Origin of the sequence: Seonamhaeicola sp. S2-3, from assembly GCF_001971785.1 — a bacterium.
In the GTDB taxonomy this organism is placed as follows: Bacteria; Bacteroidota; Bacteroidia; order Flavobacteriales; family Flavobacteriaceae; genus Seonamhaeicola.
The window spans coordinates 3,718,085-3,741,462 of the sequence record NZ_CP019389.1 but is presented as its reverse complement, the minus strand read 5'-3'; the positions used below and the strand labels follow the sequence as shown (position 1 = coordinate 3,741,462).

The following is a 23,378-nucleotide window of genomic DNA, read 5'->3' as shown; positions in this document are numbered from 1 at the left end:
AAACTGAAAACTTAAGACTTATAGAATATGGAATATTTAGAATTATTTTTCAAATCAATATTTATTGATAACATGGTATTTGCAACATTCTTAGGAATGTGTTCTTACCTTGCTGTATCAAAAAAAGTATCAACAGCAGTTGGTCTTGGTGCTGCGGTAATATTTGTTTTATTAGTTACGGTACCCTTAAACTGGTTATTAGATCAGTATATTTTACAACCAGGCGCTTTAGGGAAATGGTTAGGAGAAGAATATGCAGATTATGATTTAAGTTTCCTTTCTTTTATTATGTTTATTGCTACTATTGCAACAATGGTACAATTAGTGGAAATTATAGTTGAGAAATTCTCTCCATCACTATATAATTCACTTGGTATCTTCTTACCGCTTATTGCTGTAAACTGCGCCATTTTAGGAGGATCTTTATTTATGCAATCTCGTGAAATTCCAACCATTGGTTTAGCAACAGTTTATGGTTTAGGTTCTGGTATTGGTTGGTTTTTAGCAATTCTTGCTATTGCAGCTATACGAGAGAAAATAAGATATTCTAACGTACCACCAGCATTAAGAGGATTAGGAATTACATTTATAATAACTGGGTTAATGGCTATCGGTTTTATGAGTTTTGGAGGCATGCTAACCGGAGGAGATGAAGAGCCTAAAGAAGAGAATACGGTATTGGCAGATGAAGATGCAAAAAAGGAAGAAGTTAAAAAGGATATCGCTGATAACACAATAAAAGTAGTAGAATAACATGATATTATTAGCAGCAAGTACATTAGGAACAATTTTAGCAACAGTAGCGGCGTTTTTAGTTTTAACTTTAGCGTTGGTAGGCTTGTTATTATTTGTAAAACAAAAATTAGCACCATCTGGCCCTGTAAAGATTACTATCAATGGTGAAAAAGAAATAGAAGTTCCTTCAGGAGGAACCTTATTATCTACTTTAGGTAACCAAAAAATATTTTTACCATCTGCTTGTGGTGGAGGTGGAACCTGTATTCAGTGTGAATGTCATGTGTTATCTGGTGGAGGTGAAGCTTTACCAACTGAAACCCCTCATTTTAGTAGAAAAGAATTACAAGAAGGTGCTAGATTAGCATGTCAAGTTAAGGTAAAACAAGACATGAATATAACCATTCCAGAAGAAGTGTTTGGTATTAAAAAGTGGGAAGCAACTGTTGTAAGAAACTACAATGTAGCATCATTTATTAAAGAGTTTGTTGTAGAAATTCCTGAGGATATGAACTATAAAGCAGGAGGGTATATTCAAATTGAAATTCCTCCTTGTGAAATAAAGTATTCTGATATAGATATTACAGCACATCCCGAAGAGCACGAAACACCAGATAAATTTCAAGCAGAATGGGATAAATTTGGTCTTTGGCCATTGGTAATGAAAAATGATGAAGTAGTTGAGCGTGCTTATTCTATGGCTTCTTATCCAGCTGAAGGACGTGAAATTATGCTTAACGTACGTATTGCAACTCCACCATGGGATAGAAATAAAAATGGATGGATGGATGTAAACCCAGGTATAGCATCGTCGTATATTTTCTCTAGGAAACCAGGAGATAAGGTGACTATTTCAGGTCCTTATGGTGAGTTCTTTATAAATGAAAGTGATGCAGAAATGTTATATGTTGGTGGTGGTGCTGGTATGGCTCCAATGCGTTCACACTTATACCATTTGTTTAAAACTGTAAAAACTGGGCGTAAAGTAACGTACTGGTATGGTGGTCGTTCTAAACGTGAATTGTTCTACATTGAACACTTTAGAGAGTTAGAAAAAGATTTCCCTAACTTTAAGTTTTACTTAGCTTTATCAGAGCCTTTACCTGAAGATAATTGGAAAGTTAAAAAAGATATCAATGATGAAGAAGGCGATGGTTTTGTTGGATTTATTCACAATTGTGTGATTGATAATTATTTGAATCATCATGAAGCTCCAGAAGATATTGAATTATATTTCTGTGGACCTCCTTTAATGAATAAAGCGGTTCAGAAAATGGGAGAAGATTTTGGTATCCCAGATGAGAACATTAGGTTTGATGACTTTGGAGGATAGACAATAAATTTTATGCTAAATTACAGCATATATAAACATAAAAACCAACTCAATTTGAGTTGGTTTTTTTATTAAGTTTTAATATTTTTTAGAGATACTAGTACATACCTTTTTTTAATAATTTTAATTTTAGTGAAGACCTAAAAAATAACAGGATGAAGTTCAGTTTTAGGTTTAAAAAGTTTCTGATAATCCATTACGTTTGGAATATTATCAAGCTTGCATAATAATGTAATAACTTCTGACAAGCCTTTAAAGAGCGTGTCTTTATCACAAGGGTTTTCTGGTTTTTTGTTTTTAAAATGAAGAGGCAACTCATACCCACAAGCTTTTAAAAATGTAGCCTCAATTTGTAATAATTCACAGGGCGTGTAACCATTAAACTTTCTTCCTAAGTTTTGATTGACTTTTCCAACGTAATTTAAAGTAATACTTCCATGAAAGTCTGATAAATGTTTCCAGCTATCGGTATTGTCTAAAATATTTCCAACAGCACATTGCTTACAACACTCAGGATTTAAGGTGTTGTTATGAAAAGCTTTATAAAGCTTTTTAATGACTTTTTCAAATCGTGGAGTGGTTTTCATACAGTGTAAGTTACAAAAAAAAAATAGTTTTTATTTTTTTAGGCGTAAAGCAATTACTATAATTAATAACAAAAGAGCAATTGTAAGTACCCAATACAAAAGGTTTGAACTTGAGTTTAAAAGTATAGGAGTTGTATCTCCTATAAGAACTAAACCACCCCAATATTCGGGAGATGCTGTTCTGCCTTTGGCATTAGCAATGTAGTTAAGTTTAGCTTTTTTAAGAGCTAAATCTTTGGGCATTCCTTTTTTGATGTTTTTAAAAAAGAGTTCCACAATTTTTGCACTAGATTTTTCATCTATTTTCCATAAACTGGTTAAAATGCTTTCACTACCAGCATAGTTAAAAGCATGTGCAAGAGATATCATGCCTTCACCTGCTTGGTATGTTGGTTTTCCTGTTTCACAAGCCGTTAGAATAGCTAAATTAGAGTTTAAACTTTCGTTATAAATTTCGTATGTATATAATGAATTATCTTGGTTTTCGTTGGTTTTTGCAAAAATTAATCTAGACAATTCTGGTGTTATATTGTTAGATTCTGCATGTGTACCTATATGAATAATTTTATGTTCGTTGGCTTTGTTTTTGAATACTTGTTTAGAGGCATTTTCATTTATAAAATAATCGCCATTAAAAAAATTAGAGTATTCTTTGGCTAAATCTACACTAAAAGGCTGTGGTAATAGGCTTAAATAGGTTTTATCAATAGAAATAGAATCTGTAATTGTGATACTGTAGTTTTTTTTCATTTTTGAATTAAACTCTGGAGCAAATGCTATAAAATCTTTACTATAATCAACTGTTTTTTTGTCTTTATCTACTAACAATAAGCTGTAGTTGTATGATATATTATGTTTTGCTAAAAGGCTGTTTGTAGCTAAATCTTTAAATGTTTGTATTTTAATAGGAGTTAAACTTTCAAAACTTAAATTAAATAAATAACCATCAGGAATAATTATAACGTTATCTGTAGTTACTTTGTTTTTTATGGGTTGCCAAAGTTGTTGGTATAATTTAAATAATTTTGTGTTTGTAGTTTCAATATTAAACTGATTGTTAGACAGTTTTAAAATAGAATCTTCAAGGTAATCTGAATTTAATTTAACAAGACTTTTTTCTTTAGAAGAAAGTACAAACGCATATAAATTTTCATCTATAAATAGATACCGTATAACAGTGGTGTTTTCTGGAATTTTATGATATAATTTGTTTATTGGTTTTTCAATAATTGCATAACGCATATTAAAATACTTTGGATAATGCGTTTTAAGGGTATCTAGAAAAGCATGCCATTTGTAAGTATTAAAGACTATAGAATCTACGTTAACATTTTTGTTTTTTAAGGATTGTAGAAGAGCTTTTTCTCTTGTGGCAACATGTTTTGGTATCCCTGAAAAAGACATTTTAGTATTGGTATTTAACCTAGCTCTAATTCTGTTGTATAAAGCCGATTCATGAAGGTTTATAGTGTTTTCTAAATAAGAAATGTTGCGGGTTAAGTTGTATAGTTCTAGGTTTATTTTTTTTGCAAAATTGAACACTTTTTTGTTGTCTTCTATTAATGTAGCTACATCATCAAAAGACGTAATTGTAGTTTTTCGTTCTTTAAGCGCTTCAATAGCATTGTTAATACTTGGTAAAAGGCTTTTTAGGAATAAACTATCTTTTGTGGTTGCTAAATGGTATTTAGCTTTTGCATTTAAAAGGTATATTTCAGCCTTGTTTTCATCAAAATAAATTCTATCTATCGTTTTGTTAGAAGATTTATCATTGTAAAGAGCTAAACTTTTGTTACTCCAATTTAAACTTTTTTGGTACATTTTTAGGTTAAAATATATCCTAGAAAATGTTAACATTAAGGCATTGGTAAAATAATCTTGTTCACCTTTTGTTGTTAAAATATAGTTATAAGTGTCTTTAGTTATTTTTATGGCTTTATTTTTTTTCCCTATTTCAGAATAAGAAATTGCTAAATCCATAGTGTTGTATAATTTATTGGGATCTAGTGAGTTGGGGTTAGATTTTGTGTAGTTAATATGGCTTGCTTCTCTGTATTTTAAAGCCTTATCATACTCTTTGTTCATGTAGTATACATTAGCATATTCACTATTTAAAAAGGCTTTTAGCTGAAAATTTTCCCCAGGGATTTTTTCTAGACTATTTTTAGCTATTTCTAAAAAATGTAAGGCTTGTTTAATATCTCTTTTTTTAATTTTTACTTCGGCAAATGTTAACGCTGCCATAAAGAATTCTTGTGAATTTTCAGGAAAGTGTTTTTTAGTATAGTTAAAGGCTTGTTGAGATAAGAGGTTGGCTTTTTCAAAATCTCCCAAATCAAAATGTAGTCCGTTAAGTGTACTAAAGCCAATAGTTAAGTTTCGTTTTACTCTGTTTTCTAAAGGATGGTTTTTAGTTTTGTTTAAAAATTCTTTAGCAAGCTTTATGGAAGATTGAATTAAGGGTTTTGCTTCGGAAGGCTTTCCTTGGTTAAGTTTTATTAAAGCCATATTGCCCTGTATGGCCGCAGGTAAATAAAATGTATTTTCGGCATTTTCTTCTAAATTTGGAATATATTTTAGGGCTTTGTCAAAATAATGTAGAGCGCTATCTTGTTTAGAGTTAAAGAACATTAGGGCTCCAAATAAATTGTAAACTCTAGCGGTTATTTTAAATTCTTTATTGGGGTTGTTTTTAAGAATGTGTTCTGCATTTCTAATATGTTTGTTTAAAACATTAATTTGGCCTAATTTCATTCCATAATCGGCTAAATAATACTCACTTTCTAGTAAATAACTAGGGTTTGATGTGTTTTTAGCAAATACTTTAGCTTTTTTAGCAAATTCATAGGCTTTAGGTAAGTTACCAATATCTAAGCATAATTTTGAATATTCCAGATTTGAAAGATATAGTGTTTTTGAATTAGATGAGTGCTGTGTAATATAACCTAATAGTGCTTTACTGTTATAATTTGCTTTACCAAAGTCTTTTTTTAAAACATTAATTTTTCCTGTTAAAAAAATGTAATGTGACAGTGCTTGATATTTTTTAGATATTTTTAAATGTTCAATATTTGAATTTATAACAGATTCAGCTTTTTGTAATGAATCTAATTCAATTAATGTGTGTATTGTTTTTAGGTTATTTTCTAAATTTTGAGCCCCTATATTAAGAACACTAAGTAATAGAATGAACACAATCCATCCGTGTATTTTTAGCAATCTTAACATTTTTATTTTTTTAGCTTAGAAAGAATTTCTGTACTAGTTTCATTTTTACTTAACTCTAAGTATTTAATTGCTAGTTCTGTATGGCCTTCTTTTAAATAGGCAAGTCCTAAGTAGTAATAAGCATCATTTTTTAGATAGAAATCAGATTTAGATTGTACTGTTTTTTCTAAAAAAGGTATGGCTTCGGTTTCTTTTTCTAAGGCAAGATAAGCAGCGCCTAAAAAGTAATTAATTGTATCGTTTTCAGGTTTTTTTTCGGCTAACGTTTTCCATTTACTAATGGCTAAATTATACTCACCATGTTTATAATTTACCATAGCATCATAAAAATCGAAATTAGAAGTGCTACTCATGGTTGTTGGTAATCCAGGATCTGGTGTAAAATATTTATTGTATAATCTGGTATTAGAATTACTGGTAAAATACCATAAACTGCCTAAGGATATTACTAATACAGCAGCTACAGCTATTCTTTTTAAATGTAAATACCTAAGTTTAGAAGAAATATATGTTTTTGGTTTTGCATCAATTTCTTTATGAAACTCATTGAGTTGTTCTTTTAACTCATAGGTTTCTATTCCAAGAATTATTTCTTTAATGTCATTTACTAAGGTTTTAAAATTTGAATCTTCAAGTTTTTTTTCAAAATCTTGTAGTTCGGTTTTATCCATTGATTTGTTTAAGTAACGCTCAACGGTTTCAATTAATTCTTTTGATATGTTTTTGCTATTATTCAATTTAATTCTTTTTTTGGGTTAATACCATATTGCGTAACGTGTTCATACAGCGGTACTTTTTATTTCGTATGGTATTCTCTTTAACATTTAAAACGGTTGCTATATGGCTTAAAGATTTTTTCTCATAGTAAAACATTTTTAACAATGAATTACAAGGTTCTCCTAAATCTTTAAAAGCAAGCATTATATTGTGTAATCGTTTTTCTTTTAAAATGTCATCATCTTTATCTGTTAAATATTCATCAGCAGTACTAAATTCAATAACTTTTGATTCATTTACAGTTTTTTTATAGTTACTAGAACGTAAATAATCCATCCATTTATTTTTTGAAATGGTGTATAAATAACCATGTAAACTTGAATTATTTTGAACTGTAAACTTATCCTCTTTTATATTTTTCCAAAAAACAATAAAGGCTTCTTGAAACACATCTTTTGCTTGATCTTTATTACCATTATTTTTTAAAACAAAGTTTTCTATTTTGGGGTAATTTGATATATACAACTCTTTTAAAGTAGCTGAGTTGTTTTTTCTAATTTGCGCTATAAGATGCTCTGTAAATTGAATTTTGTTATTAGAATCCCCCATGTTAATAGCTATACACGGGAAATATACAATTATTTCATTTTGAAACAAATAAGTTATCTTTAAATAATCTTAAGTTCATGGATTTTTAAATAATTACTGTATGTTAGGATTGTCTGGATTGGTATCATAAATATCTGGAACTCCATCATTATCTCTGTCAGATAAAGAATCTCTATCACTTATTAACAACTGAAAACTAAGGGGTAAAAATATGTCTGTAACTAAGGTATCGAATTCATTTACTGGTCCAGCAGATACAGAGGAAACAACACTTACAGTTCCTAAACTTTGCACATAGGTGGCGGCAATCCAAACCAGTGCTATAGTGTTATTAAATTGTATAGTTCTGGCTCTAAAAACTCTGGCAATACCATTTTCACTAAAAACTTTTGGGGTAGCTTCACAAAGTGTGGTATAATTACCATTAAATCCAAAAGCAGCTGTAACATTATTGATTTCAATATCTAAAATATTAGAATCTGTAAAATTGGCGGGGTAGGTTGAAATTGGTACATACCTCCAAACTACAGATCCATCGTTTCTAATAATATTTACTCCAAACGGATTTGTATTTGGGTTAGTATAGTCAAAAGCTGTATAACCTTGTGGAGGTGTTAATGTGAAAGGTGGTAGCGCCGTATTGCTATGAGCATAAGAGAATGCTGCTTGAGGATTTTTAAGTACAGGTACTTTATTTAAAGGAATTGGATTTCCTTTGGCATACTCCCAGTATGCCGATGTAGGGCCTACAGGCAATTCTGGACAATTATCTGATGTTGTAAAACCTGATAAATTGTTTGTCTGATCATTTTCACCATCAGAACTACATGATAGTAGTAATATAAGTAGGGCTAGAATGCTATAAATTTTTAATGATTTCATTTTTTAATTTTTATGGTAAATATTAAATATTATGTGTCTCTAATTAATTTTCTACATCATATTGTGTCCATTGTTGGTTGTTTATAGAATTATCAATATTGGGATTGTATAATGCATTATTAGTGCCTATGTATTCATTGTTTTTATTCATCCAGTAATGATTGTTTTGTCCTTCTACATAATATTGTTGTGAGGTATTTGGGTTAGTTACAGTAGTGCGTTCCCAAACACCATTGTTTATGGTTTTTGAGTGTCCAGCATTATTCATGGCATTTATACGTTTCCAGCTTTCAAAACTACTATCGGTAATAGAACTATAGGTATTTCCAATGTTTCTACTAGCTTCACCTTGAGCTCTTATGGCAGCCATTCGTTGTTGATGCTGCGTATTACTTTGTCTTGTTTTTTGTAAATAATAGTTGTTATTGGTTTGTAGCCATTGCGGATTAATTTGAAAATTCACTAGCGAATTAATGAATGCTTTTTTAGCTGTTTCAAATTCTTGAGCAGGTGCACCCATAGCATTTAAAGTGTAACCCCAATCCATTCCCCCAGTGGTTGGATATTGATTTGTAAAATAGCGAATAATAACAATTGATTTCTCCCCATTTTTATCAACCCATTCTGTAGCCATACACTCATATTGTTTGTTCTCTGGAAAACCTTTAAACAAGTAACTATCAAAGCGCTTATCAAATCGTGCTAATTGGGGTAGGGGATATTGGTTTATTAGTTGCTCTCCTTGAGATTCTGCATAAGGTAAAATATCTTCACTTATTATCCTGTTTATATTTTTTACAGGGGCAATAGGTCTTCCGCTTTGTTGAGTTAAATAATTAAGTTGTTGATTATTTGAATAAAAGTATGAGATAAAACGTTCTGCGTAAACTTTTACACCATTATCAGATTCAAATAAAAGCCCTTCTTTATTTTTCTGTTTTACTTTCCAGTCTCTTGGTATGGGCATTACCCCAACAGGAATTCCAAATTGTTTACTCATTACTTTGTAGTCTTTTAATGCGTTTTGGGTATTAGTTAGTTTATTTGCCTTATTAACAGTTTTGTAATTATTAACCATTTCGTCATCAAAGAAGGACTCAGGTTCAAAATCAACATTGGCAAAATCATTCTTATTTTGTTTATCTCCGCAAGAAAAAAATAATAACATTAGTGTTAGGGTGTAGCATAAGGTTTTCATAATAACTAGATTTAATATCGTTTTATATCCATACATCGAAACTGTATAAAAATGTCATCATCTTTTTTTAAAAAATGTAAATTTGTAGTATGAGTAAACCACTTACAGAACAAGAGTTGCATAATTTAGCAATGAATCATGTTGGAAAAGATTTAGAACAACGTGGTTTTGAATTTATAGCCGTTAACAGTAAATTAAAAAAACACCCACAATTTGTGTGTATTGACAAGAATAGTCAGTACTATTTTGTTATAGTAAAGGCTGTGTTACTACCAGATAATCCTAATAACTATGATGTTGTTTGGATGGAATCTTTTAAAAAACACGCTAGAGAACATAAGGCTAAAGTGTTATATGCAGGAGTTGGTTTGGGAAATCCTAAAGGAGAAAGTTTACCCATATATTTAAATGAAGAATACTTGTTAGAGTACAACGGAATACAAGTTTTAGATACACACCTAAATTAATTATGAAGAAAATTGTATTTATCTGTTTTTTAGGAGTGTTCATTACTTCATGTGCTAAGAATACTAAAAACACTAAAATTACTGGGGCTGTATTTGGTACCTCATATTCTGTAATATATAATTCTGAAATAAACTACCAACAAGAGTTTGATAGTTTATTTAATGTGCTTAATAAATCGTTATCAACTTATCAGGCAAACTCAGATATTTCAAGGTTAAATAGAAATGAGATTGTTAAAATAGATTCACATTTTATTAGAGTTTATGATGCCTCTAAAGTAATTTTTAATGAAACCAATGGTGCTTTTGATCCTACTATTGGTAATATTGTTAATGCATGGAGTTTTGGGGCAGACCATACCATAAAAAAAGTAGATAGTTTAAAAATTGATAGTTTAATGCAGTTTGTTGGTTTTAACAAAACCCAAAGACATGAAAATTCAATTGAAAAAACTAACCCAAATATTTATTTAGAATTTAATGCCATTGCTAAAGGTTATGGTGTTGATGTTATAGGTGAATTTCTAGAAAGTAAAAACATAGTGAATTATTTGGTTGAAATTGGAGGAGAAATTAGAGTAAAAGGCAAAAATGTTGAAAAACAATTACCATGGACACTTGGTGTAGAAAAGCCTCATTTTGACGGACAACAATCTATTTTAAAAGCTATAAAATTGAAAGATGCTGCAATGGCTACTTCAGGTACTTATAGAAAATTTAAGATAGATGAAAATGGTAATAGATACTCTCACATTATTAATACCAAAACCGGATACCCAAGTAAAACTAATTTGTTAAGTGTTTCTGTTATAGCTAATGATTGTATGACGGCCGATGCCTATGCTACAGCTTTTAAAGCTATGGGCATTGATAAGGTAAAAACATTTTTAAAGTCTCACCCCGAACTGAAGGTGTTTTTAATTTTTGAAAATGAAAATAAAGACTTTGATACTTTAGCTTTAAATGGATTTCCTGATGAATAATTCTATAAAAGATTAAGTATAATTTGTACCCATCCAATAATTAGAAGTAAACCACCCAAAGGTGTAATTGGTCCTAACAACCTAAGCTTATTTCCTTTAGCATCACTTAAAACCAACCCGTAAATGCTAAATGAAAAAAAGATGATGCCTAAAGTAAAACACCAATACATAGCTTGTGTACAATAATTAAAGTTAAAACCTAACATTAGTAGTGCTAACGCATGATACATTTGGTACTTTACACCGGTTTCAAAACTTTTTAATTGCTCTTTAGATAATATTTTCTTTAAAGCATGTGCGCCAAAGGCACCAAAAACTACTGATAGCATACCAAATAGGGCTCCAGTAATAATAATAATATCTTGAGTCATGGCTTTAAATTATTTGTAAACAACTGGAATTATTTCTCCTTTAGCTAAACAATATCTTTCAATTTCTTTTTCTGAAAATTGAGAGGTATAATCAACTTCATCAACTTTAAAGCCAATACTTCTTAGTTTATTAAAGTAATCGCGTCCATACACCCTAACATGATCATACTGTCCAAATATTTTTGCGCGTTCCTTTTTATCGGTAATGCTGTTGTCTTCAAAAGTTGTTTTTCTAGACAAATCTTGTGGTATTTGAAAGATGCCCATGCCACCAACTTTTAAAACTCTAAATAACTCTTCCATAGCTTTGGTGTCATTAGGAATATGTTCTAAAACATGATTGCATAAAATAACATCAAACTCATTATCTTTAAAAGGAAGGTTACAAATATCGGCTTTTACATCGGCTAAAGGCGAATTTAAATCTGTAGTAACATAGTCTAAATTTGCCATTTTTTTAAACCTTTTATAAAACGCTTGTTCAGGGGCAAAGTGAAGCACTTTTTTTGGCGAAGTAAAAAAATTGGTTTCATTTTTTAAATATAGCCAAAGTAATCTGTGTCTTTCTAATGAAAGGGTAGAGGGTGAAAGCACATTATTACGTTGGTTGCCATAACCATACGGTAAGAAAGATTTAAAACCTTTATTATCAATAGGGTCAGTAAAGTTATTTCCCTTTAAAAAGAAAGCTAAAATAGGTCTAACTAGGTAACTTAACCTAATTAAAATAGGTCTAGGTACTAAGTTTAATACAAGCCTAAAAAGTTTTTTCATGGGTATTAAAGCACTAGGGCTTCTTGCCTAAATTCGGCTTCTTCATCACTTTCAATTCCTAAGGCATCATATATATAAGCAAATGTTGAAAGCAGTTCTGGTTTACCATCAACTAAAGCTACATCATGCTCAAAGTGTGCACTAGGTTTTTTATCTAATGTAGTAATAGTCCAACCATCTCTATGTTGTTTTATACGGTGTGTACCCATATTAATCATAGGTTCTATAGCTACTACCATACCTTCAATAAATTTTTTCCCTTTTCCGCGTCTGCCATAGTTTGGCATTTCAGGATCTTCATGCATTTTTTTACCTAATCCATGACCAACCAATTCTCTAACAACACCGTAACCATGGGCTTCACAGTATTGTTGAATAGCGTAACCTACATCACCAACGCGGTTATTAGCTTTAAATTCTCTAATACCAACATATAGTGATTCTTTAGTGATTTTTAATAGTTTTTCGGTTTCAGAATCTATATTTCCAACAGCAAAAGTATAGGCGTGGTCTCCGTAAAATCCATTTTTTAGTGCGCCACAATCTATAGAAATAATATCGCCTTCTTCTAAAGGGGTTGCATTGGGAATACCATGAACTACCTGCTCATTAGGACTCATACAGAGCGTGTTAGGGAAATCATATAACCCTAAAAAACCGGGTTCTGCACCGTGGTCTCTTATATGTTCTTCTGCAATTTTGTCTAATTGTAAAGTGGTAACACCAGGCTTTATTTCTTTAGCTAAAACTCCTAATGTTTTAGATACTATTAGTGCACTTTCGCGCATTAACTCAATTTCTTCTTTAGTTTTTATTACTATCATACTTCAAAAATAATGGCAAAGATACTCTAAATATGTAAAAAAGATTATTTAAACAATCCTAAAAATCCTTTTTTCTTTTGAAGTTTAGGCGTAGTGTTTGTTAGTTGTTGGTAAATTTCTCCCCAACCAGGAAATCCACCAAAGTTTCTGTCATCAATAAAAATGTCTGCATGAATTTTTCGGCTTACATCGTTATTAAAGTTTTCTTCAGGAAAGCTTTTATTTACGGCATAAAAATGAATGCCATGTTCTTTGCAAAAGTTTACAGCCTCATCAAGTTTAGAGCCATGTCTGTAGGTCCATAAAATAAGTCTGTGGCCTTTATCTTGTAGTTTTTTTAAGGTTTCAAAAGCAAATAACTTAGGTTTACCAATACCAGGGTAAGCATCTTCTACAATGGTACCATCAAAATCTACTGCAATAATTAAGTGTTTGCTGAAATTCATTTAGACTTGAGTTTACGCAAAAATACAATATTTTTTATGAGAGATTTTTTGATATTAAGGTAAAAACAAAACCCCGCAAATATGCGAGGTTTTTAATTATATAATGAGGAGTTTGTAACTATATTAAAGCGTGTTGTGTCATAGCTTCTGGCTGTTTAACTCCCATAAGTTTTAAAATGGTAGGTGCCATATCACCTAAAATACCATCTTTAATTTCTGTTAATTCTTTATCAATTAAAATAACAGGAACAGGGTTGGTTGTATGAGCGGTATTTGGTGTACCATCAGGGTTAATCATGGTTTCACAGTTACCATGATCTGCTATTAAAAGTGTTGTGTAATCATTTTCTAAAGCAGTTGTAACCACATCTTTAACACATTCATCAACAGCTTCGCAGGCTTTTATTGCAGCTTCCATAACACCAGTATGCCCAACCATATCACCATTAGCAAAGTTTAAGCAAACAAAATCTACATCACCTTTTTCTAATTCTGGAATTAAAGCATCACGTAATTCATAGGCACTCATTTCTGGTTTTAAATCGTAAGTAGCAACTTTTGGAGAGTTTCTTAAAATACGTTTTTCGCCTTTAAAAGGTTCTTCACGTCCGCCAGAAAAGAAGAATGTTACGTGTGGGTATTTTTCGGTTTCAGCAATTCTTATTTGTTTCTTGTTATTTTTTTCTAAAACTTCACCTAAAGTTTCTGTTAAATTCTCTTTATTGAAAATTACGTTAATGTTCTTATAAGTGTCATTATAATTTGTGAGTGTAACATAATATAATTTAAGTTTTTTCATATTATGCTCAGGAAAATCAGTTTGCGATAAAGCTTCAGTTAATTCACGTCCGCGGTCTGTTCTAAAATTAAAAAAGATAATCACGTCATCTTCTTTAATAGTAGCAACAGGTTTGTTATCATTGTTAACGGCTACTATGGGTTTAATAAACTCATCGGTTACATCATTGGCGTAGTTTTCTTCAATACTGCCAATAATATCTGTTGAAGTTACGCCATTGCCATTTACTAGCGCGTCATAAACTAGTTTAATGCGTTCCCAACGTTTATCTCTATCCATGGCATAATAACGTCCTGAAACACTAGCTATTTGGGTGTTTGTATTTTCAATATGATTTTGTAGTTGTTTTACAAATCCTGCACCAGATTTAGGGTCTACATCTCTACCGTCTGTAAAGCCATGAACATAAGAGTTTTCAATACCAAAATCGTTAGCAGCATCAATTAACCCTAATAAATGATTAATATGGGAATGAACACCACCATCACTTAATAAACCTAAAAAATGAACATTTTTATTGTTTTCTTTAGCGTAATTAAAAGCATCAACTAATACTTTTTCGTTGTTAAGTGTTTTGTTTTCAACAGCTAAATTAACTTTAACCAAATCTTGATATACAATTCTGCCGGCTCCAAGATTCATGTGTCCAACTTCGCTATTTCCCATTTGCCCTTCGGGAAGCCCAACATGAAGTCCGTCTGTTCTTAAAGTAGCGTATGGGTATTTGGTGTAAAGAGCATCTATAAAAGGTGTATTAGCATGGTCTATTGCAGATACTTTTGGATCGGGAGAATTTCCCCAGCCATCTAGTATCATTAAGATAACTTTTTTGTTCATTTTTAATAAATTTTAAGACTACACAAAGATACAGAAGTTTGCTTTAATAGCGTGTATAAAAAACGCTGAAAAACCTTAATTTTTCTAGCTTTTTCATAAAGTTTTTAAAGAAAACGTTTTCGTTAATAGTTTGTAAAATGAACGTTAAAAAAGTGTTATAAAAAAGAAAGCGTGTAACAATTTCAAAAAATAATCGTCTCTTTAGTGTATCAAGAAACGAATTATATTAATCAAATTAAAACCTTTCATCATGAAAAAAACAATCATTACCACCGCACTTGCTTTGTGTGTTGCCGTTGTTTCGGTTAACGCAAATTCTGCTACTTCAACTATTGATAACAATAGTTCTTTTGAGTATTTTTTTAAAGTAAATTCTTTTTGTGTATCTATTGCTAAAGGCGATTTTGATACAGTAAAGAAACTCATTGAAAGAGGCGCAGATGTAAATCAACGCTCTAACGGAATGACTCCTGCAATGTATGCAGCAAAATTTAACAGAACTGAAATTTTAAAGCTTTTAATTGAAAAGGGAGCTAATTTAAAATTGAGATGTTCTAATAGAAATTATACAGCGCTTAAATATGCCGAATTACATGGTGCTAATGAAGCCGCAGCTATTATTAAAGAAAGTTTAAAGAAGAAAAAGAGAAAGTAATTATAATAATTTTTATGTAATTATTTTGAGTTAGTTAGTCTAAAAAAAGCCCCGGGAACCGAGGCTTTTTTTATTGGTTTTTATATTTATTTATAGCTTCTTTTATTTTTTCAATTCTATTGTCAGGGTCTGGGTGTGTACTTTGGAATTCAGGAACTCTGTTAGGACCTGCGGCGGCTTTTAAAATTTCCATAACTCCAATCATTTCCTCTGGGTTATACCCAGATTTTAACATAAGGAGTACTCCTAAATCATCACTTTCTAATTCATCATCTCTACCATTAGTAAGTAATGTTTGCTGACCAATACCGCTAACTAAACCTCCCATGTCTGCACCAACAGAGCCAGCAGTTGCTAAACCTTGCCAGTATTCGCTTTCTGCTATACGTTCTGCACTATGTCTCCCTAAAACATGACCTATTTCATGCCCTAAAACACCTGCTAATTGGTCTTCATTTTCTAGTTTAGAAAATAAAGCATAGGTAATAAAAATTTGTCCTCCAGGAAGCGCAAAAGCGTTAATTGTGTTTGCATCTGCAAGTAAATGAAATTCGTATTTATAAGGCGTTTCTTTAGCAATACTATTATTAACTAATTTGTTACCAACATTATCAACAAATGCTTGATATTCGTTGTTAGGATATAAACCACCATGTTGTTCTGCCATTTGAGGAGCACTTTGTAAGCCAATAGCAATTTCTTCATTGGCGTTCATAGAAATAGTTTGGGTACGTCCTGTATATGGGTTAACTTCTCGTTGACTACATCTTTTTAATACAAAAAATATAGCAATAGCAGCACCTATTAATAATCTAATTTTAAGATTTCTTCCTCTCATATTTAATAATATCTATTAGGGTACTAAATTTACAAAATATATTAGTGTAAGTTATAAATCATGTTTGTTTGTAATATTAAGACACTAGTTTTAATAAAAGTCACTTACATTTGCTTTGGTGTTTTTTAAAAATAAGTTTATGTCATACATCTTTAAAATTCTAGATAAAGAAAAAATACACACTGTTGTACCATTGGTTTATAAACTTAATGAAGGCAAAATTTCAAAAACCATTTTAAAACAGCGTTTTTCAGAAATGATTTCTAATAACTATGAATGCGCCGTTGTTTATGATAATGAAAAATTGGTTGGAGTTTGTGGTTTGTGGTTTTGTACAAGACATTATTCAGGAAGAAGTGTAGAGCCAGATCATCTTTATATTAAAAAAAGTTATAGAGGAAATGGTTTGGGGAAGCAATTTTTTGACTGGATTTACAATTATGTAAACGATAAAGGTTACGAAGTTATGGAGCTAAATACCTATGTATCAAATAGTGCCTCTCACAAATTCTATTTTAATGAAGGCTTTAAAATTTTAGGCTTTCATTTTTTAAAAAAGTTGTAGGTTTTTTTGCATATAATAAAACAGTTTATTTATATTTGTACCCACAAAGGCGGGAGTAGCTCAGTTGGTAGAGCGTCAGCCTTCCAAGCTGAATGTCGCCAGTTCGAACCTGGTCTCCCGCTCTAAAAAGGCTGTCTGAAAAGGCAGCCTTTATTTTTGCATTTTTTTAGTTATTTTGGATTAACCCCAAAAGTTGTGTGTGAATAAAGATCGTTTTAGTTTTGAAGTTTTAAAATTATTGTATTAGAACTTACCTTAACCTATTAAAACTGTTTTTACCTGAATTTTTAATTAACAATTTCGATTTAGTGAAACACACTAAAACTAACGAAATTCTTCATTTGTATGGATTATGACCAATTTTTTCCTAAACACAACAATTGGTTATGAGCTGGGAAAATTCAATAATTTTACTCATAGGTAAAGCATAGGACATCCATAGGACATCCATAGGACATCCATAGGACATCTATAGGATATCTATAGGACATCTATAGGAGTGAGAAGTGAATAGTGAGTGGTGAGTAGTGAGTGTGACCCGTCCTAAAATAGCTATACAGATTATTAAATACAATAATATTATTAGGCAATACAAACTTTTAGTGTGTCTAGTGCAAGTTTCAATACGTTGTCTTTTTTAAGAGAATCATTTAACTATTTATACAATCTACACACAACTTTTGGACTTGATTCAATTCTTTCTCTTTAGAATAACTACAATTTTTGCATAAAACACAACTTTTGGTCATGATCCGTAATTAAATCTAAAATATTTTCCATAAAAAAACGGTTTAGAGTGAACTAAACCGTTGATTTTGGATGATTTTCCTGTTGTAGCGAGATCGAGATTTGAACTCGAGACCTCCGGGTTATGAATTACAAAAAGGGTAGTTATTCGCCTTGTTTTCTGTAATTTATAGAGGTCTGTATTGAAAATCGTGTTCCAAAACGTGTTCAGTTTTGTGTTCACTTTTGTTAGTGTTTTTTGAAAAGTAAATATATAAAATCACGTGCTTACTTTTGTTCAAAATTTGCGATTTTTTGTCGCCCCATTACTTCACAAGTTGGTTTTTGGTATACTAGGTGATAATAGTAAAAATGTATTTGTAATAATTAATGGAATCGGATGATTAAAAAAATAATATAAAATTCATTCCTAAATGTTTTAGTATGGGGTGATTATCCTTTCTTCAATTAATTTTGTTAATTGGCGTATGGACCAAGTTTAATTACAAAGTCAACTTAAAATTATAAATGGAATGTTAGATTTTGTGTCCAAAAGGATTTGAAGGGGGCATGATTGCAAAAAAATATATGCACATTACCCAAACATCTAGGGTCTCAGAAAAATTATTGAAGCAATTCGTTGATTGTAATTTTTTGATTTCAATCAGGAAATTAACATGATGCCTAAGATTTAATTAAAAGCTTGTTCAATTATTTGTGACCTTTAGTTTACGCTTTTCCGTATTGAAATATAACCATGTTTGCTTTCCTTTATGTTTTCCTTGTTTTTTAATTTAATGTTCAATATATTTGAATGTTCATTGTCACTGAACGATAAAAATAAATGAACAATAGATTATGTATCGCAATAACGATTTTATTTATCAAGCTGTAGCAAATTTGGAGAGCGTTATCAATATACCAATTGATATTGAAACCTCAAGAGCTAAATATGATGCTATTTTGAATATCAAAAACATGCAGTTTGTGGTAGAGGCTAAATCAGCTATGAGAACCTCTAATCAGGGATTGGTACTGTCACAGCTTGAAGAAATTAGAAATCGAAGTAATAAGCCAATTATATTAATTGCACAATATATATCTAAAGAGGCGGCAAAACAGCTAAAGGAGAGGGGCTTTAATTATATAGATACTGCTGGCAACGCTTTTATTAGTAAAGACGATGTAATGATTTTTGTAGAAGGTCAAAAAAGAAGGGTTAAGCATAAAACCAATCAATCTAGAGCCTTTCAAGAGGCTGGAGTTAAAATAATCTTCCATCTGTTAAACGAACCTGAAAACTTACAGGATTCATACAGAATAATCGCAGAAAAAGTAGGCGTATCTTTAGGTTCTGTAAGTAATGTGATGGCAGAACTGGAAGAATTAAATTATTTGATTAAAACCAAAGATAAAAGAGTACTTAAAAATAAGGAAGAACTTTTGGAACGATGGTTGGTGGAGTTCAATACCGTTTTAAAACCTCGAATTATAAGAAGCCGAATGAAGTTTATAGGTTCTGATATGGCTCAAAATTGGCGTCACACAATTTTAAATCAAACAGGTAGTGAGATCCTTTGGGGTGGTGAGCCTGCAGGAGCCATCCTAACCGATAATTTAAGACCGCAAGAATTTACCATCTATAGCAATCTGGAATTACCTGAAATAGCAAAAACATTGCGTTTAGTTCCTGATAAAACAGGTAATGTGGAAGTGCGCCAAAAGTTTTGGCAAAACAACAACTGGAATCAAAGCACGGTGCCAGCCTTATTGATTTATACCGATTTAATGAATAGCGGCTATGGTAGAAATGTGGAAATAGCGAATCAAATATTTGAAAATGAGTTACAGCATATCCAGTAAAAAATTCAACCATCCGCTATTAAAGCCTATTCTTCAGGAATTAACCGACTATTTCAAGGCATCTGATATTTCCTTTTTTGTCATTGGGGCGACAGCGCGTGATATTATTATGGAGTTGCATGATGAAAGTTCCGGACGTTTAACACACGATTTGGATATTGCCATCACCATCAACGATTGGGAGCAATACAAAACTGTTGAAGAAGGCATCACACAACTACCCAATTTCACCAAAGACCCAGACCAAAAACAACGCTTCCAATATTTAGGCAAGTTCGATTTAGATATCGTGCCTTTTGGTCATATTATGAAAGAAGATGATAAAATCTTCTGGCCCCCAGACGAAGAATTCGCAATGTCCGTACTTGGCTTTCCTGCAGTAAACGATGCCGCATTAAAGGTTAATATCGATGAGGATATCGACATCCAAATAGCATCTTTAGCAGGTATAGGGCTCCTTAAAATAGTGGCATGGAAAGACCGAAATCACAAAACTAATAAAGATGCCGATGATATCGCTTTTATCCTGCAAAACTATTTAGAAATCCATCGAGACGAATCGCTAGAACATTTTGAAGCAGTTTATACTGATGACCATACCATAGTTAAGGGTGGAGCTGTCCTATTGGGGATTCATATCAATCAGGTATTAGAAAACTATCCAGAAGCTAAACAAAGTATTAAGGAGTTACTTTCAAGTGAAGTGGGTAAAAAAGAAGAAAGCAAACTCATCAATCAAATATTGGAAACCCATAAGAGTTTAAGTTATGAAGAGGTTTTTAAAAGCATAGAAAATATAAACAACCAAATAAAAATATAGTCAGTCAATGGCAATAGAAATATTAGAGAAAAAAGACAGCACAGTATTAGAGGATAATCAATTACTCTGTGTGCTCACAAATCAACCCAAAAAAATTAGCGCCAAAGAAAACAACCTACAATCGGTTATTTTGATGCTGAATGAAGAGTATGGTTTTGATTTAGATGATATGGAACGTGATTTTACTATTGTCTATACCGACTATGAAACCGATAAACCCAAAAAGCAAAAGTTGGAATTACAAAAAGTGTAGTTATTTAGCTTATTTTCTATAATTTATAGAGGTTTATATTAAAAATCGTGTCCCTAAACGAGTTCAGTTTTGTGTTCACTTTTGTTAGTAAAAAAATTAATTTAAATATAAGAGATTTTATTTAATCTCTAAAAAATAATTCTTTTAAAATTGTATTAGTTTTATTAATAAGTATCACAAATATACTTTCGTATTATATAAACAGTAATAGCTTTTAGGGTTTTTCCAGTTTGTGGATGCTTACCAAGTCCGGTAAAATATTCGTAGGTGCCATCAAAATTTTTGCCATACCAAATAAGGGGTTCATTTTTCTCATTAAAGAACTGTGTTTCACAATTTGGTTCAATTTTTTTAAAGTTGTCAATTCTATCTGTATTGTATATTCTTAGTTGTGAAAGAGTGTACTTTTCGGTGTCAAATTCAACTTCTACATATTCTGTATCTTGCCATATCATCCACCTTTGTTTATTAAAAGAAGTAATGAAATAAGCTAACAAAACAGCAATAAAACCTATTATTAAACTGGCTTTGTTTCTTTTTAAAAAATCAAAAAAAGTATTTCGTTTTTGAGAATTACATTTTGATGAGTTATGGCTTAAAAAATCCTCGTAATTCTTATATCCTAAATAATCACACAAATTTATTATGTGTCTTGAGTTAATGTTTATGTCGTTTTCTCCAGACGATGTAGCTTCCTTATATAAATTTCTTAAAGTTTTTCCACTGATTTGATAATGTAATTCATCCAATAAAACTGTTGAAATATGCTCAGAGCAATTTGTTATACTCGTTTTTCCAGGTATGTCTTTTTGTGCCTTTTCAAAGGCTTTAATAACTACATCTTTGTGCATTAGTTTTGGTTTAAGTGCTATAAATCTACAAAAAATCTCTAGGAAACGTTCAGGAAACAATTTTCCTAATTACTTCCTTTAAACTTCCACTCATAACAGCTTATTCTTTCTTTTTTTGTCTTCGAATTATAAATCTTTAAAGAGCTTACAATTCATTAATGAAGTAGAGAAGTGGAGCGGCTATGTTTTTTGGGAAGTAATCATAGCACTTTACTTCAACGCTTCATACTTCCCATAAGAGAGACGTCTCTACTACTTAATTCATGTGTTGTCATGAAACAAAATTGTTGCTAAAAAGCGACAGGCAGCACTATTGTCAAATTTTAAAAATCAAATAAGATGAATAAAATATCTTTAATACTGTTTATGCTCTTTTTTAATATAGTCTTATTTTCTTGTACGCCAGAAGGGAATCAAGTTGATGGAGTAGTTTCAGATGGGGAGGAAGCGTGTTGTGGTAATGGAGGGAATATTCCTCCTCCGCCTCCAAATACAGGTGGATAATTCACCATTGGCTATTACTTTAGAGGAATGAAACTATTATTAGTATCATTCCTTGTTTTTTGTGTTTTAAATATGGAGTTCACACCTAAAACAGCTATTTATAATAAGAAACAAAGACATTCACAAATTGATTGAGGAGACATTATATACACGAGTTCTTTTTGAGGCGTAGAAATATAACTTAACAGTTTTTATAAAGCACTAAAATGAGACGCTTTTTATTGAATTACGGTTTGCCGTAAAAAAAATAGAACACACAATTTTAATTTTACCATTATAATTTTAGTTTATTTTTTTATGATTAATCGATTTTTTTTTCTTGTTATTTGTTTGTTCGTTGGTTGCTCTTCACCAAACAATAAATCTAAGTATCTTCAGGATTTCTCAATTTTTATTGAGGAACTAGAGATAAGAAGTGGTTCTAAAAACAGTATTGATTGGTCAATAGAGCAAGATAGTTTAGATTTTTATTTAAAAGAAAAAGCAAAATATCATCTTTCACGAGACGATGAAAATAAATTGGAGGAATTAACAGTTCGATTTTAAGGGAAGCTTACATTATTCAAAATAAATTCAAAAGAATCTTTTTTGAGTTGATCTTGAAATTTATGTAATTGAAAAATGTTATTATCTAAATTGTTTTGCTTATTAAGAAGTTCTATAGTAGGAATACAGTTTTCAACATATGAAATATCTCCTGTTATTTTTAAAACAGCAAGCTCATCTGTAACTCTAAATTCTTTAAAACCTTCTTTAGCTTTCTCAGAAGCATTTGGGAATAAACTACTAGGTATATAAAAGATACTAGGACGATACAGTCCCATAATTAAATCTAAAATATTTTCCATAAAAAAACGGTTTAGAGTGAACTAAACCGTTGATTTTAGATGATTTTCCTGTTGTAGCGAGATCGAGATTTGAACTCGAGACCTCCGGGTTATGAATCCGACGCTCTAACCAACTGAGCTACCTCGCCATTTTGTGGCTGCAAATATAAAAACAATATTAATCTCAGCAAATATATGTCAAAGAAAATATTATTAAAAAAATTACGCTACTTATCAATTAATGTATATATTAGGCAACGTTAAATTTTTAAAGTACATATGGACGATAAAATTAGATTTGATATAGAATTTCCAATTCAGGCTTCGCCGCAGTTATTGTATCAGTATATTTCAACGCCTTCTGGTTTGTCAGAATGGTTCTCAGATAACGTAAACTCGCGTGGTGAGTTATTTACATTTATTTGGGACGATAGCGAAGAACAGGCTAAATTGTTAAGTAAAAAAAGTGGTGAACGTGTTAAATTTAGATGGTTAACCGATGAAGAAGAAGGTGCCTCTTATTATTTTGAAATTAGAATTCAAGTTGATGAAATTACCAAAGACGTATCTTTAATGATAACAGATTTTGCTGAAGAAGATGAAATTGACGAAGCTAAAATGCTTTGGGAAAATCAAATATCAGATTTAAAGCAGGTATTAGGTTCAGCATAAGTTTAAATCATATA

26 protein-coding genes and 2 tRNA genes are annotated in these 23,378 nt (G+C 31.1%); 13 read left to right on the top strand and 15 right to left on the bottom strand.

What is annotated here, in order from left to right:
* The first annotated feature begins 27 nt into the window (after nt 1–27).
* Nucleotides 28–753 (top strand): NADH:ubiquinone reductase (Na(+)-transporting) subunit E, encoded by a 726-nt coding sequence (gene nqrE, locus BWZ22_RS16410; protein ID WP_076702156.1) that lies wholly within the window; start codon nt 28–30, stop codon nt 751–753.
* Nucleotides 754–757: 4 nt separating this feature from the next.
* The gene (nqrF, locus tag BWZ22_RS16405) at nt 758–2,068 is read left to right on the top strand and encodes an NADH:ubiquinone reductase (Na(+)-transporting) subunit F (protein ID WP_076702599.1); all 1,311 of its coding nucleotides are present in this window, start codon (nt 758–760) and stop codon (nt 2,066–2,068) included.
* Between the two features lie 140 nt (nt 2,069–2,208).
* Here the strand turns inward: nqrF and BWZ22_RS16400 are convergent, their stop codons facing one another.
* From BWZ22_RS16400 to BWZ22_RS16375, 6 genes are all read right to left on the bottom strand, one after another.
* Nucleotides 2,209–2,655, bottom strand: a complete 447-nt coding sequence (locus BWZ22_RS16400; protein WP_076702153.1) for a Na(+)-translocating NADH-quinone reductase subunit F — start codon at nt 2,653–2,655, stop codon at nt 2,209–2,211.
* A gap of 30 nt (nt 2,656–2,685) precedes the next feature.
* Complete coding sequence (locus BWZ22_RS16395) at nt 2,686–5,883, bottom strand: CHAT domain-containing protein (protein WP_076702151.1); 3,198 nt, start codon at nt 5,881–5,883, stop codon at nt 2,686–2,688.
* Between the two features lie 2 nt (nt 5,884–5,885).
* Nucleotides 5,886–6,620 (bottom strand): tol-pal system YbgF family protein, encoded by a 735-nt coding sequence (locus BWZ22_RS16390; protein WP_076702149.1) that lies wholly within the window; start codon nt 6,618–6,620, stop codon nt 5,886–5,888.
* 1 nt (nt 6,621) lies between these two features.
* On the bottom strand, nt 6,622–7,209 hold the full coding sequence (locus BWZ22_RS16385; RefSeq protein WP_076702146.1) for an RNA polymerase sigma factor: 588 nt from the start codon (nt 7,207–7,209) through the stop codon (nt 6,622–6,624).
* 93 nt (nt 7,210–7,302) lie between these two features.
* Nucleotides 7,303–8,091, bottom strand: coding sequence for a hypothetical protein (locus BWZ22_RS16380; protein WP_076702145.1), 789 nt, complete (start codon nt 8,089–8,091; stop codon nt 7,303–7,305).
* A 43-nt stretch (nt 8,092–8,134) separates the two neighbouring features.
* Entirely contained in the window at nt 8,135–9,289 is a 1,155-nt protein-coding gene (locus BWZ22_RS16375; protein WP_157607995.1) for a hypothetical protein, read from the bottom strand.
* Nucleotides 9,290–9,378: 89 nt separating this feature from the next.
* Here BWZ22_RS16375 and BWZ22_RS16370 point away from each other — a divergent pair, with 89 nt between their 5' ends.
* A complete protein-coding gene (locus tag BWZ22_RS16370; RefSeq protein ID WP_076702139.1) occupies nt 9,379–9,756 on the top strand; it encodes a Na(+)-translocating NADH-quinone reductase subunit F in 378 nt (125 codons plus the stop codon).
* A 2-nt stretch (nt 9,757–9,758) separates the two neighbouring features.
* Entirely contained in the window at nt 9,759–10,739 is a 981-nt protein-coding gene (locus tag BWZ22_RS16365) for an FAD:protein FMN transferase (protein ID WP_076702138.1), read from the top strand.
* A 2-nt stretch (nt 10,740–10,741) separates the two neighbouring features.
* Here BWZ22_RS16365 and BWZ22_RS16360 read toward each other — a convergent pair whose 3' ends face one another.
* From BWZ22_RS16360 to gpmI, 5 genes are all read right to left on the bottom strand, one after another.
* The gene (locus tag BWZ22_RS16360) at nt 10,742–11,110 is read right to left on the bottom strand and encodes a DUF423 domain-containing protein (RefSeq protein ID WP_076702135.1); all 369 of its coding nucleotides are present in this window, start codon (nt 11,108–11,110) and stop codon (nt 10,742–10,744) included.
* Between the two features lie 9 nt (nt 11,111–11,119).
* The gene (locus tag BWZ22_RS16355) at nt 11,120–11,884 is read right to left on the bottom strand and encodes a class I SAM-dependent methyltransferase (RefSeq protein ID WP_076702133.1); all 765 of its coding nucleotides are present in this window, start codon (nt 11,882–11,884) and stop codon (nt 11,120–11,122) included.
* Nucleotides 11,885–11,889: 5 nt separating this feature from the next.
* Nucleotides 11,890–12,708: a type I methionyl aminopeptidase gene (map, locus tag BWZ22_RS16350; protein ID WP_076702131.1), complete on the bottom strand. Its 819-nt coding sequence runs from the start codon at nt 12,706–12,708 to the stop codon at nt 11,890–11,892.
* A 44-nt stretch (nt 12,709–12,752) separates the two neighbouring features.
* Nucleotides 12,753–13,154, bottom strand: a complete 402-nt coding sequence (locus BWZ22_RS16345) for a BT0820 family HAD-type phosphatase (RefSeq protein WP_076702128.1) — start codon at nt 13,152–13,154, stop codon at nt 12,753–12,755.
* A 118-nt stretch (nt 13,155–13,272) separates the two neighbouring features.
* The gene (gpmI, locus tag BWZ22_RS16340) at nt 13,273–14,790 is read right to left on the bottom strand and encodes a 2,3-bisphosphoglycerate-independent phosphoglycerate mutase (protein ID WP_076702126.1); all 1,518 of its coding nucleotides are present in this window, start codon (nt 14,788–14,790) and stop codon (nt 13,273–13,275) included.
* A 250-nt stretch (nt 14,791–15,040) separates the two neighbouring features.
* Here gpmI and BWZ22_RS16335 point away from each other — a divergent pair, with 250 nt between their 5' ends.
* Nucleotides 15,041–15,445 carry an ankyrin repeat domain-containing protein gene (locus BWZ22_RS16335; protein ID WP_076702124.1) on the top strand — a complete coding sequence of 135 codons (405 nt, stop codon included), beginning with the start codon at nt 15,041–15,043 and terminating at the stop codon, nt 15,443–15,445.
* A 70-nt stretch (nt 15,446–15,515) separates the two neighbouring features.
* Here BWZ22_RS16335 and BWZ22_RS16330 read toward each other — a convergent pair whose 3' ends face one another.
* Nucleotides 15,516–16,283: a M48 family metalloprotease gene (locus BWZ22_RS16330; protein ID WP_076702122.1), complete on the bottom strand. Its 768-nt coding sequence runs from the start codon at nt 16,281–16,283 to the stop codon at nt 15,516–15,518.
* Nucleotides 16,284–16,422: 139 nt separating this feature from the next.
* Here BWZ22_RS16330 and BWZ22_RS16325 point away from each other — a divergent pair, with 139 nt between their 5' ends.
* The 5 genes from BWZ22_RS16325 (at nt 16,423) to BWZ22_RS16305 (ending at nt 20,510) form a co-directional block, all read left to right on the top strand.
* A complete protein-coding gene (locus BWZ22_RS16325; RefSeq protein ID WP_076702119.1) occupies nt 16,423–16,848 on the top strand; it encodes a GNAT family N-acetyltransferase in 426 nt (141 codons plus the stop codon).
* A 49-nt stretch (nt 16,849–16,897) separates the two neighbouring features.
* Nucleotides 16,898–16,970 (top strand) — tRNA-Gly (locus BWZ22_RS16320).
* A 1,462-nt stretch (nt 16,971–18,432) separates the two neighbouring features.
* Nucleotides 18,433–19,437: a type IV toxin-antitoxin system AbiEi family antitoxin gene (locus tag BWZ22_RS16315; protein ID WP_076702117.1), complete on the top strand. Its 1,005-nt coding sequence runs from the start codon at nt 18,433–18,435 to the stop codon at nt 19,435–19,437.
* Entirely contained in the window at nt 19,415–20,257 is an 843-nt protein-coding gene (locus tag BWZ22_RS16310; protein WP_076702115.1) for a nucleotidyl transferase AbiEii/AbiGii toxin family protein, read from the top strand. Before BWZ22_RS16315 ends, BWZ22_RS16310 begins: the two co-directional genes overlap by 23 nt.
* A 7-nt stretch (nt 20,258–20,264) precedes the next feature.
* A complete protein-coding gene (locus BWZ22_RS16305; RefSeq protein WP_076702113.1) occupies nt 20,265–20,510 on the top strand; it encodes a hypothetical protein in 246 nt (81 codons plus the stop codon).
* Between the two features lie 164 nt (nt 20,511–20,674).
* Here BWZ22_RS16305 and BWZ22_RS16300 read toward each other — a convergent pair whose 3' ends face one another.
* Nucleotides 20,675–21,361, bottom strand: coding sequence for a hypothetical protein (locus BWZ22_RS16300; protein ID WP_076702111.1), 687 nt, complete (start codon nt 21,359–21,361; stop codon nt 20,675–20,677).
* A 339-nt stretch (nt 21,362–21,700) separates the two neighbouring features.
* Between BWZ22_RS16300 and BWZ22_RS16700 the strand changes: the two genes are divergently transcribed.
* Nucleotides 21,701–21,865: a hypothetical protein gene (locus tag BWZ22_RS16700; protein WP_157607994.1), complete on the top strand. Its 165-nt coding sequence runs from the start codon at nt 21,701–21,703 to the stop codon at nt 21,863–21,865.
* A 297-nt stretch (nt 21,866–22,162) separates the two neighbouring features.
* Complete coding sequence (locus tag BWZ22_RS16295) at nt 22,163–22,411, top strand: hypothetical protein (RefSeq protein WP_076702109.1); 249 nt, start codon at nt 22,163–22,165, stop codon at nt 22,409–22,411.
* On the opposite strand, the gene BWZ22_RS16290 is transcribed toward BWZ22_RS16295, so the two are convergent.
* Nucleotides 22,408–22,713, bottom strand: coding sequence for a hypothetical protein (locus BWZ22_RS16290; RefSeq protein WP_076702106.1), 306 nt, complete (start codon nt 22,711–22,713; stop codon nt 22,408–22,410). The genes BWZ22_RS16295 and BWZ22_RS16290 overlap by 4 nt on opposite strands.
* 54 nt (nt 22,714–22,767) lie before the next feature.
* A tRNA-Met gene (locus tag BWZ22_RS16285) sits at nt 22,768–22,841 on the bottom strand.
* Nucleotides 22,842–22,971: 130 nt separating this feature from the next.
* Between BWZ22_RS16285 and BWZ22_RS16280 the strand changes: the two genes are divergently transcribed.
* Nucleotides 22,972–23,364 carry an START-like domain-containing protein gene (locus BWZ22_RS16280; RefSeq protein WP_076702104.1) on the top strand — a complete coding sequence of 131 codons (393 nt, stop codon included), beginning with the start codon at nt 22,972–22,974 and terminating at the stop codon, nt 23,362–23,364.
* Nucleotides 23,365–23,378: the final 14 nt, after the last annotated feature.

Bases quoted from the DNA above. Each gene is read 5' to 3' on its own strand.
- nqrE (WP_076702156.1), top strand. From the start codon at position 28: ATGGAATATTTAGAATTATTTTTCAAATCAATATTTATTGATAACATG.
- BWZ22_RS16400 (WP_076702153.1), bottom strand. From the start codon at position 2,655: ATGAAAACCACTCCACGATTTGAAAAAGTCATTAAAAAGCTTTATAAA.
- BWZ22_RS16395 (WP_076702151.1), bottom strand. From the start codon at position 5,883: ATGTTAAGATTGCTAAAAATACACGGATGGATTGTGTTCATTCTATTA.
- BWZ22_RS16385 (WP_076702146.1), bottom strand. From the start codon at position 7,209: ATGGGGGATTCTAATAACAAAATTCAATTTACAGAGCATCTTATAGCG.
- BWZ22_RS16380 (WP_076702145.1), bottom strand. From the start codon at position 8,091: ATGAAATCATTAAAAATTTATAGCATTCTAGCCCTACTTATATTACTA.
- BWZ22_RS16375 (WP_157607995.1), bottom strand. From the start codon at position 9,289: ATGAAAACCTTATGCTACACCCTAACACTAATGTTATTATTTTTTTCT.
- BWZ22_RS16370 (WP_076702139.1), top strand. From the start codon at position 9,379: ATGAGTAAACCACTTACAGAACAAGAGTTGCATAATTTAGCAATGAAT.
- BWZ22_RS16365 (WP_076702138.1), top strand. From the start codon at position 9,759: ATGAAGAAAATTGTATTTATCTGTTTTTTAGGAGTGTTCATTACTTCA.
- BWZ22_RS16360 (WP_076702135.1), bottom strand. From the start codon at position 11,110: ATGACTCAAGATATTATTATTATTACTGGAGCCCTATTTGGTATGCTA.
- BWZ22_RS16355 (WP_076702133.1), bottom strand. From the start codon at position 11,884: ATGAAAAAACTTTTTAGGCTTGTATTAAACTTAGTACCTAGACCTATT.
- map (WP_076702131.1), bottom strand. From the start codon at position 12,708: ATGATAGTAATAAAAACTAAAGAAGAAATTGAGTTAATGCGCGAAAGT.
- BWZ22_RS16345 (WP_076702128.1), bottom strand. From the start codon at position 13,154: ATGAATTTCAGCAAACACTTAATTATTGCAGTAGATTTTGATGGTACC.
- gpmI (WP_076702126.1), bottom strand. From the start codon at position 14,790: ATGAACAAAAAAGTTATCTTAATGATACTAGATGGCTGGGGAAATTCT.
- BWZ22_RS16335 (WP_076702124.1), top strand. From the start codon at position 15,041: ATGAAAAAAACAATCATTACCACCGCACTTGCTTTGTGTGTTGCCGTT.
- BWZ22_RS16330 (WP_076702122.1), bottom strand. From the start codon at position 16,283: ATGAGAGGAAGAAATCTTAAAATTAGATTATTAATAGGTGCTGCTATT.
- BWZ22_RS16325 (WP_076702119.1), top strand. From the start codon at position 16,423: ATGTCATACATCTTTAAAATTCTAGATAAAGAAAAAATACACACTGTT.
- BWZ22_RS16315 (WP_076702117.1), top strand. From the start codon at position 18,433: ATGTATCGCAATAACGATTTTATTTATCAAGCTGTAGCAAATTTGGAG.
- BWZ22_RS16310 (WP_076702115.1), top strand. From the start codon at position 19,415: ATGAGTTACAGCATATCCAGTAAAAAATTCAACCATCCGCTATTAAAG.
- BWZ22_RS16305 (WP_076702113.1), top strand. From the start codon at position 20,265: ATGGCAATAGAAATATTAGAGAAAAAAGACAGCACAGTATTAGAGGAT.
- BWZ22_RS16300 (WP_076702111.1), bottom strand. From the start codon at position 21,361: ATGCACAAAGATGTAGTTATTAAAGCCTTTGAAAAGGCACAAAAAGAC.
- BWZ22_RS16700 (WP_157607994.1), top strand. From the start codon at position 21,701: ATGAATAAAATATCTTTAATACTGTTTATGCTCTTTTTTAATATAGTC.
- BWZ22_RS16295 (WP_076702109.1), top strand. From the start codon at position 22,163: ATGATTAATCGATTTTTTTTTCTTGTTATTTGTTTGTTCGTTGGTTGC.
- BWZ22_RS16290 (WP_076702106.1), bottom strand. From the start codon at position 22,713: ATGGAAAATATTTTAGATTTAATTATGGGACTGTATCGTCCTAGTATC.
- BWZ22_RS16280 (WP_076702104.1), top strand. From the start codon at position 22,972: ATGGACGATAAAATTAGATTTGATATAGAATTTCCAATTCAGGCTTCG.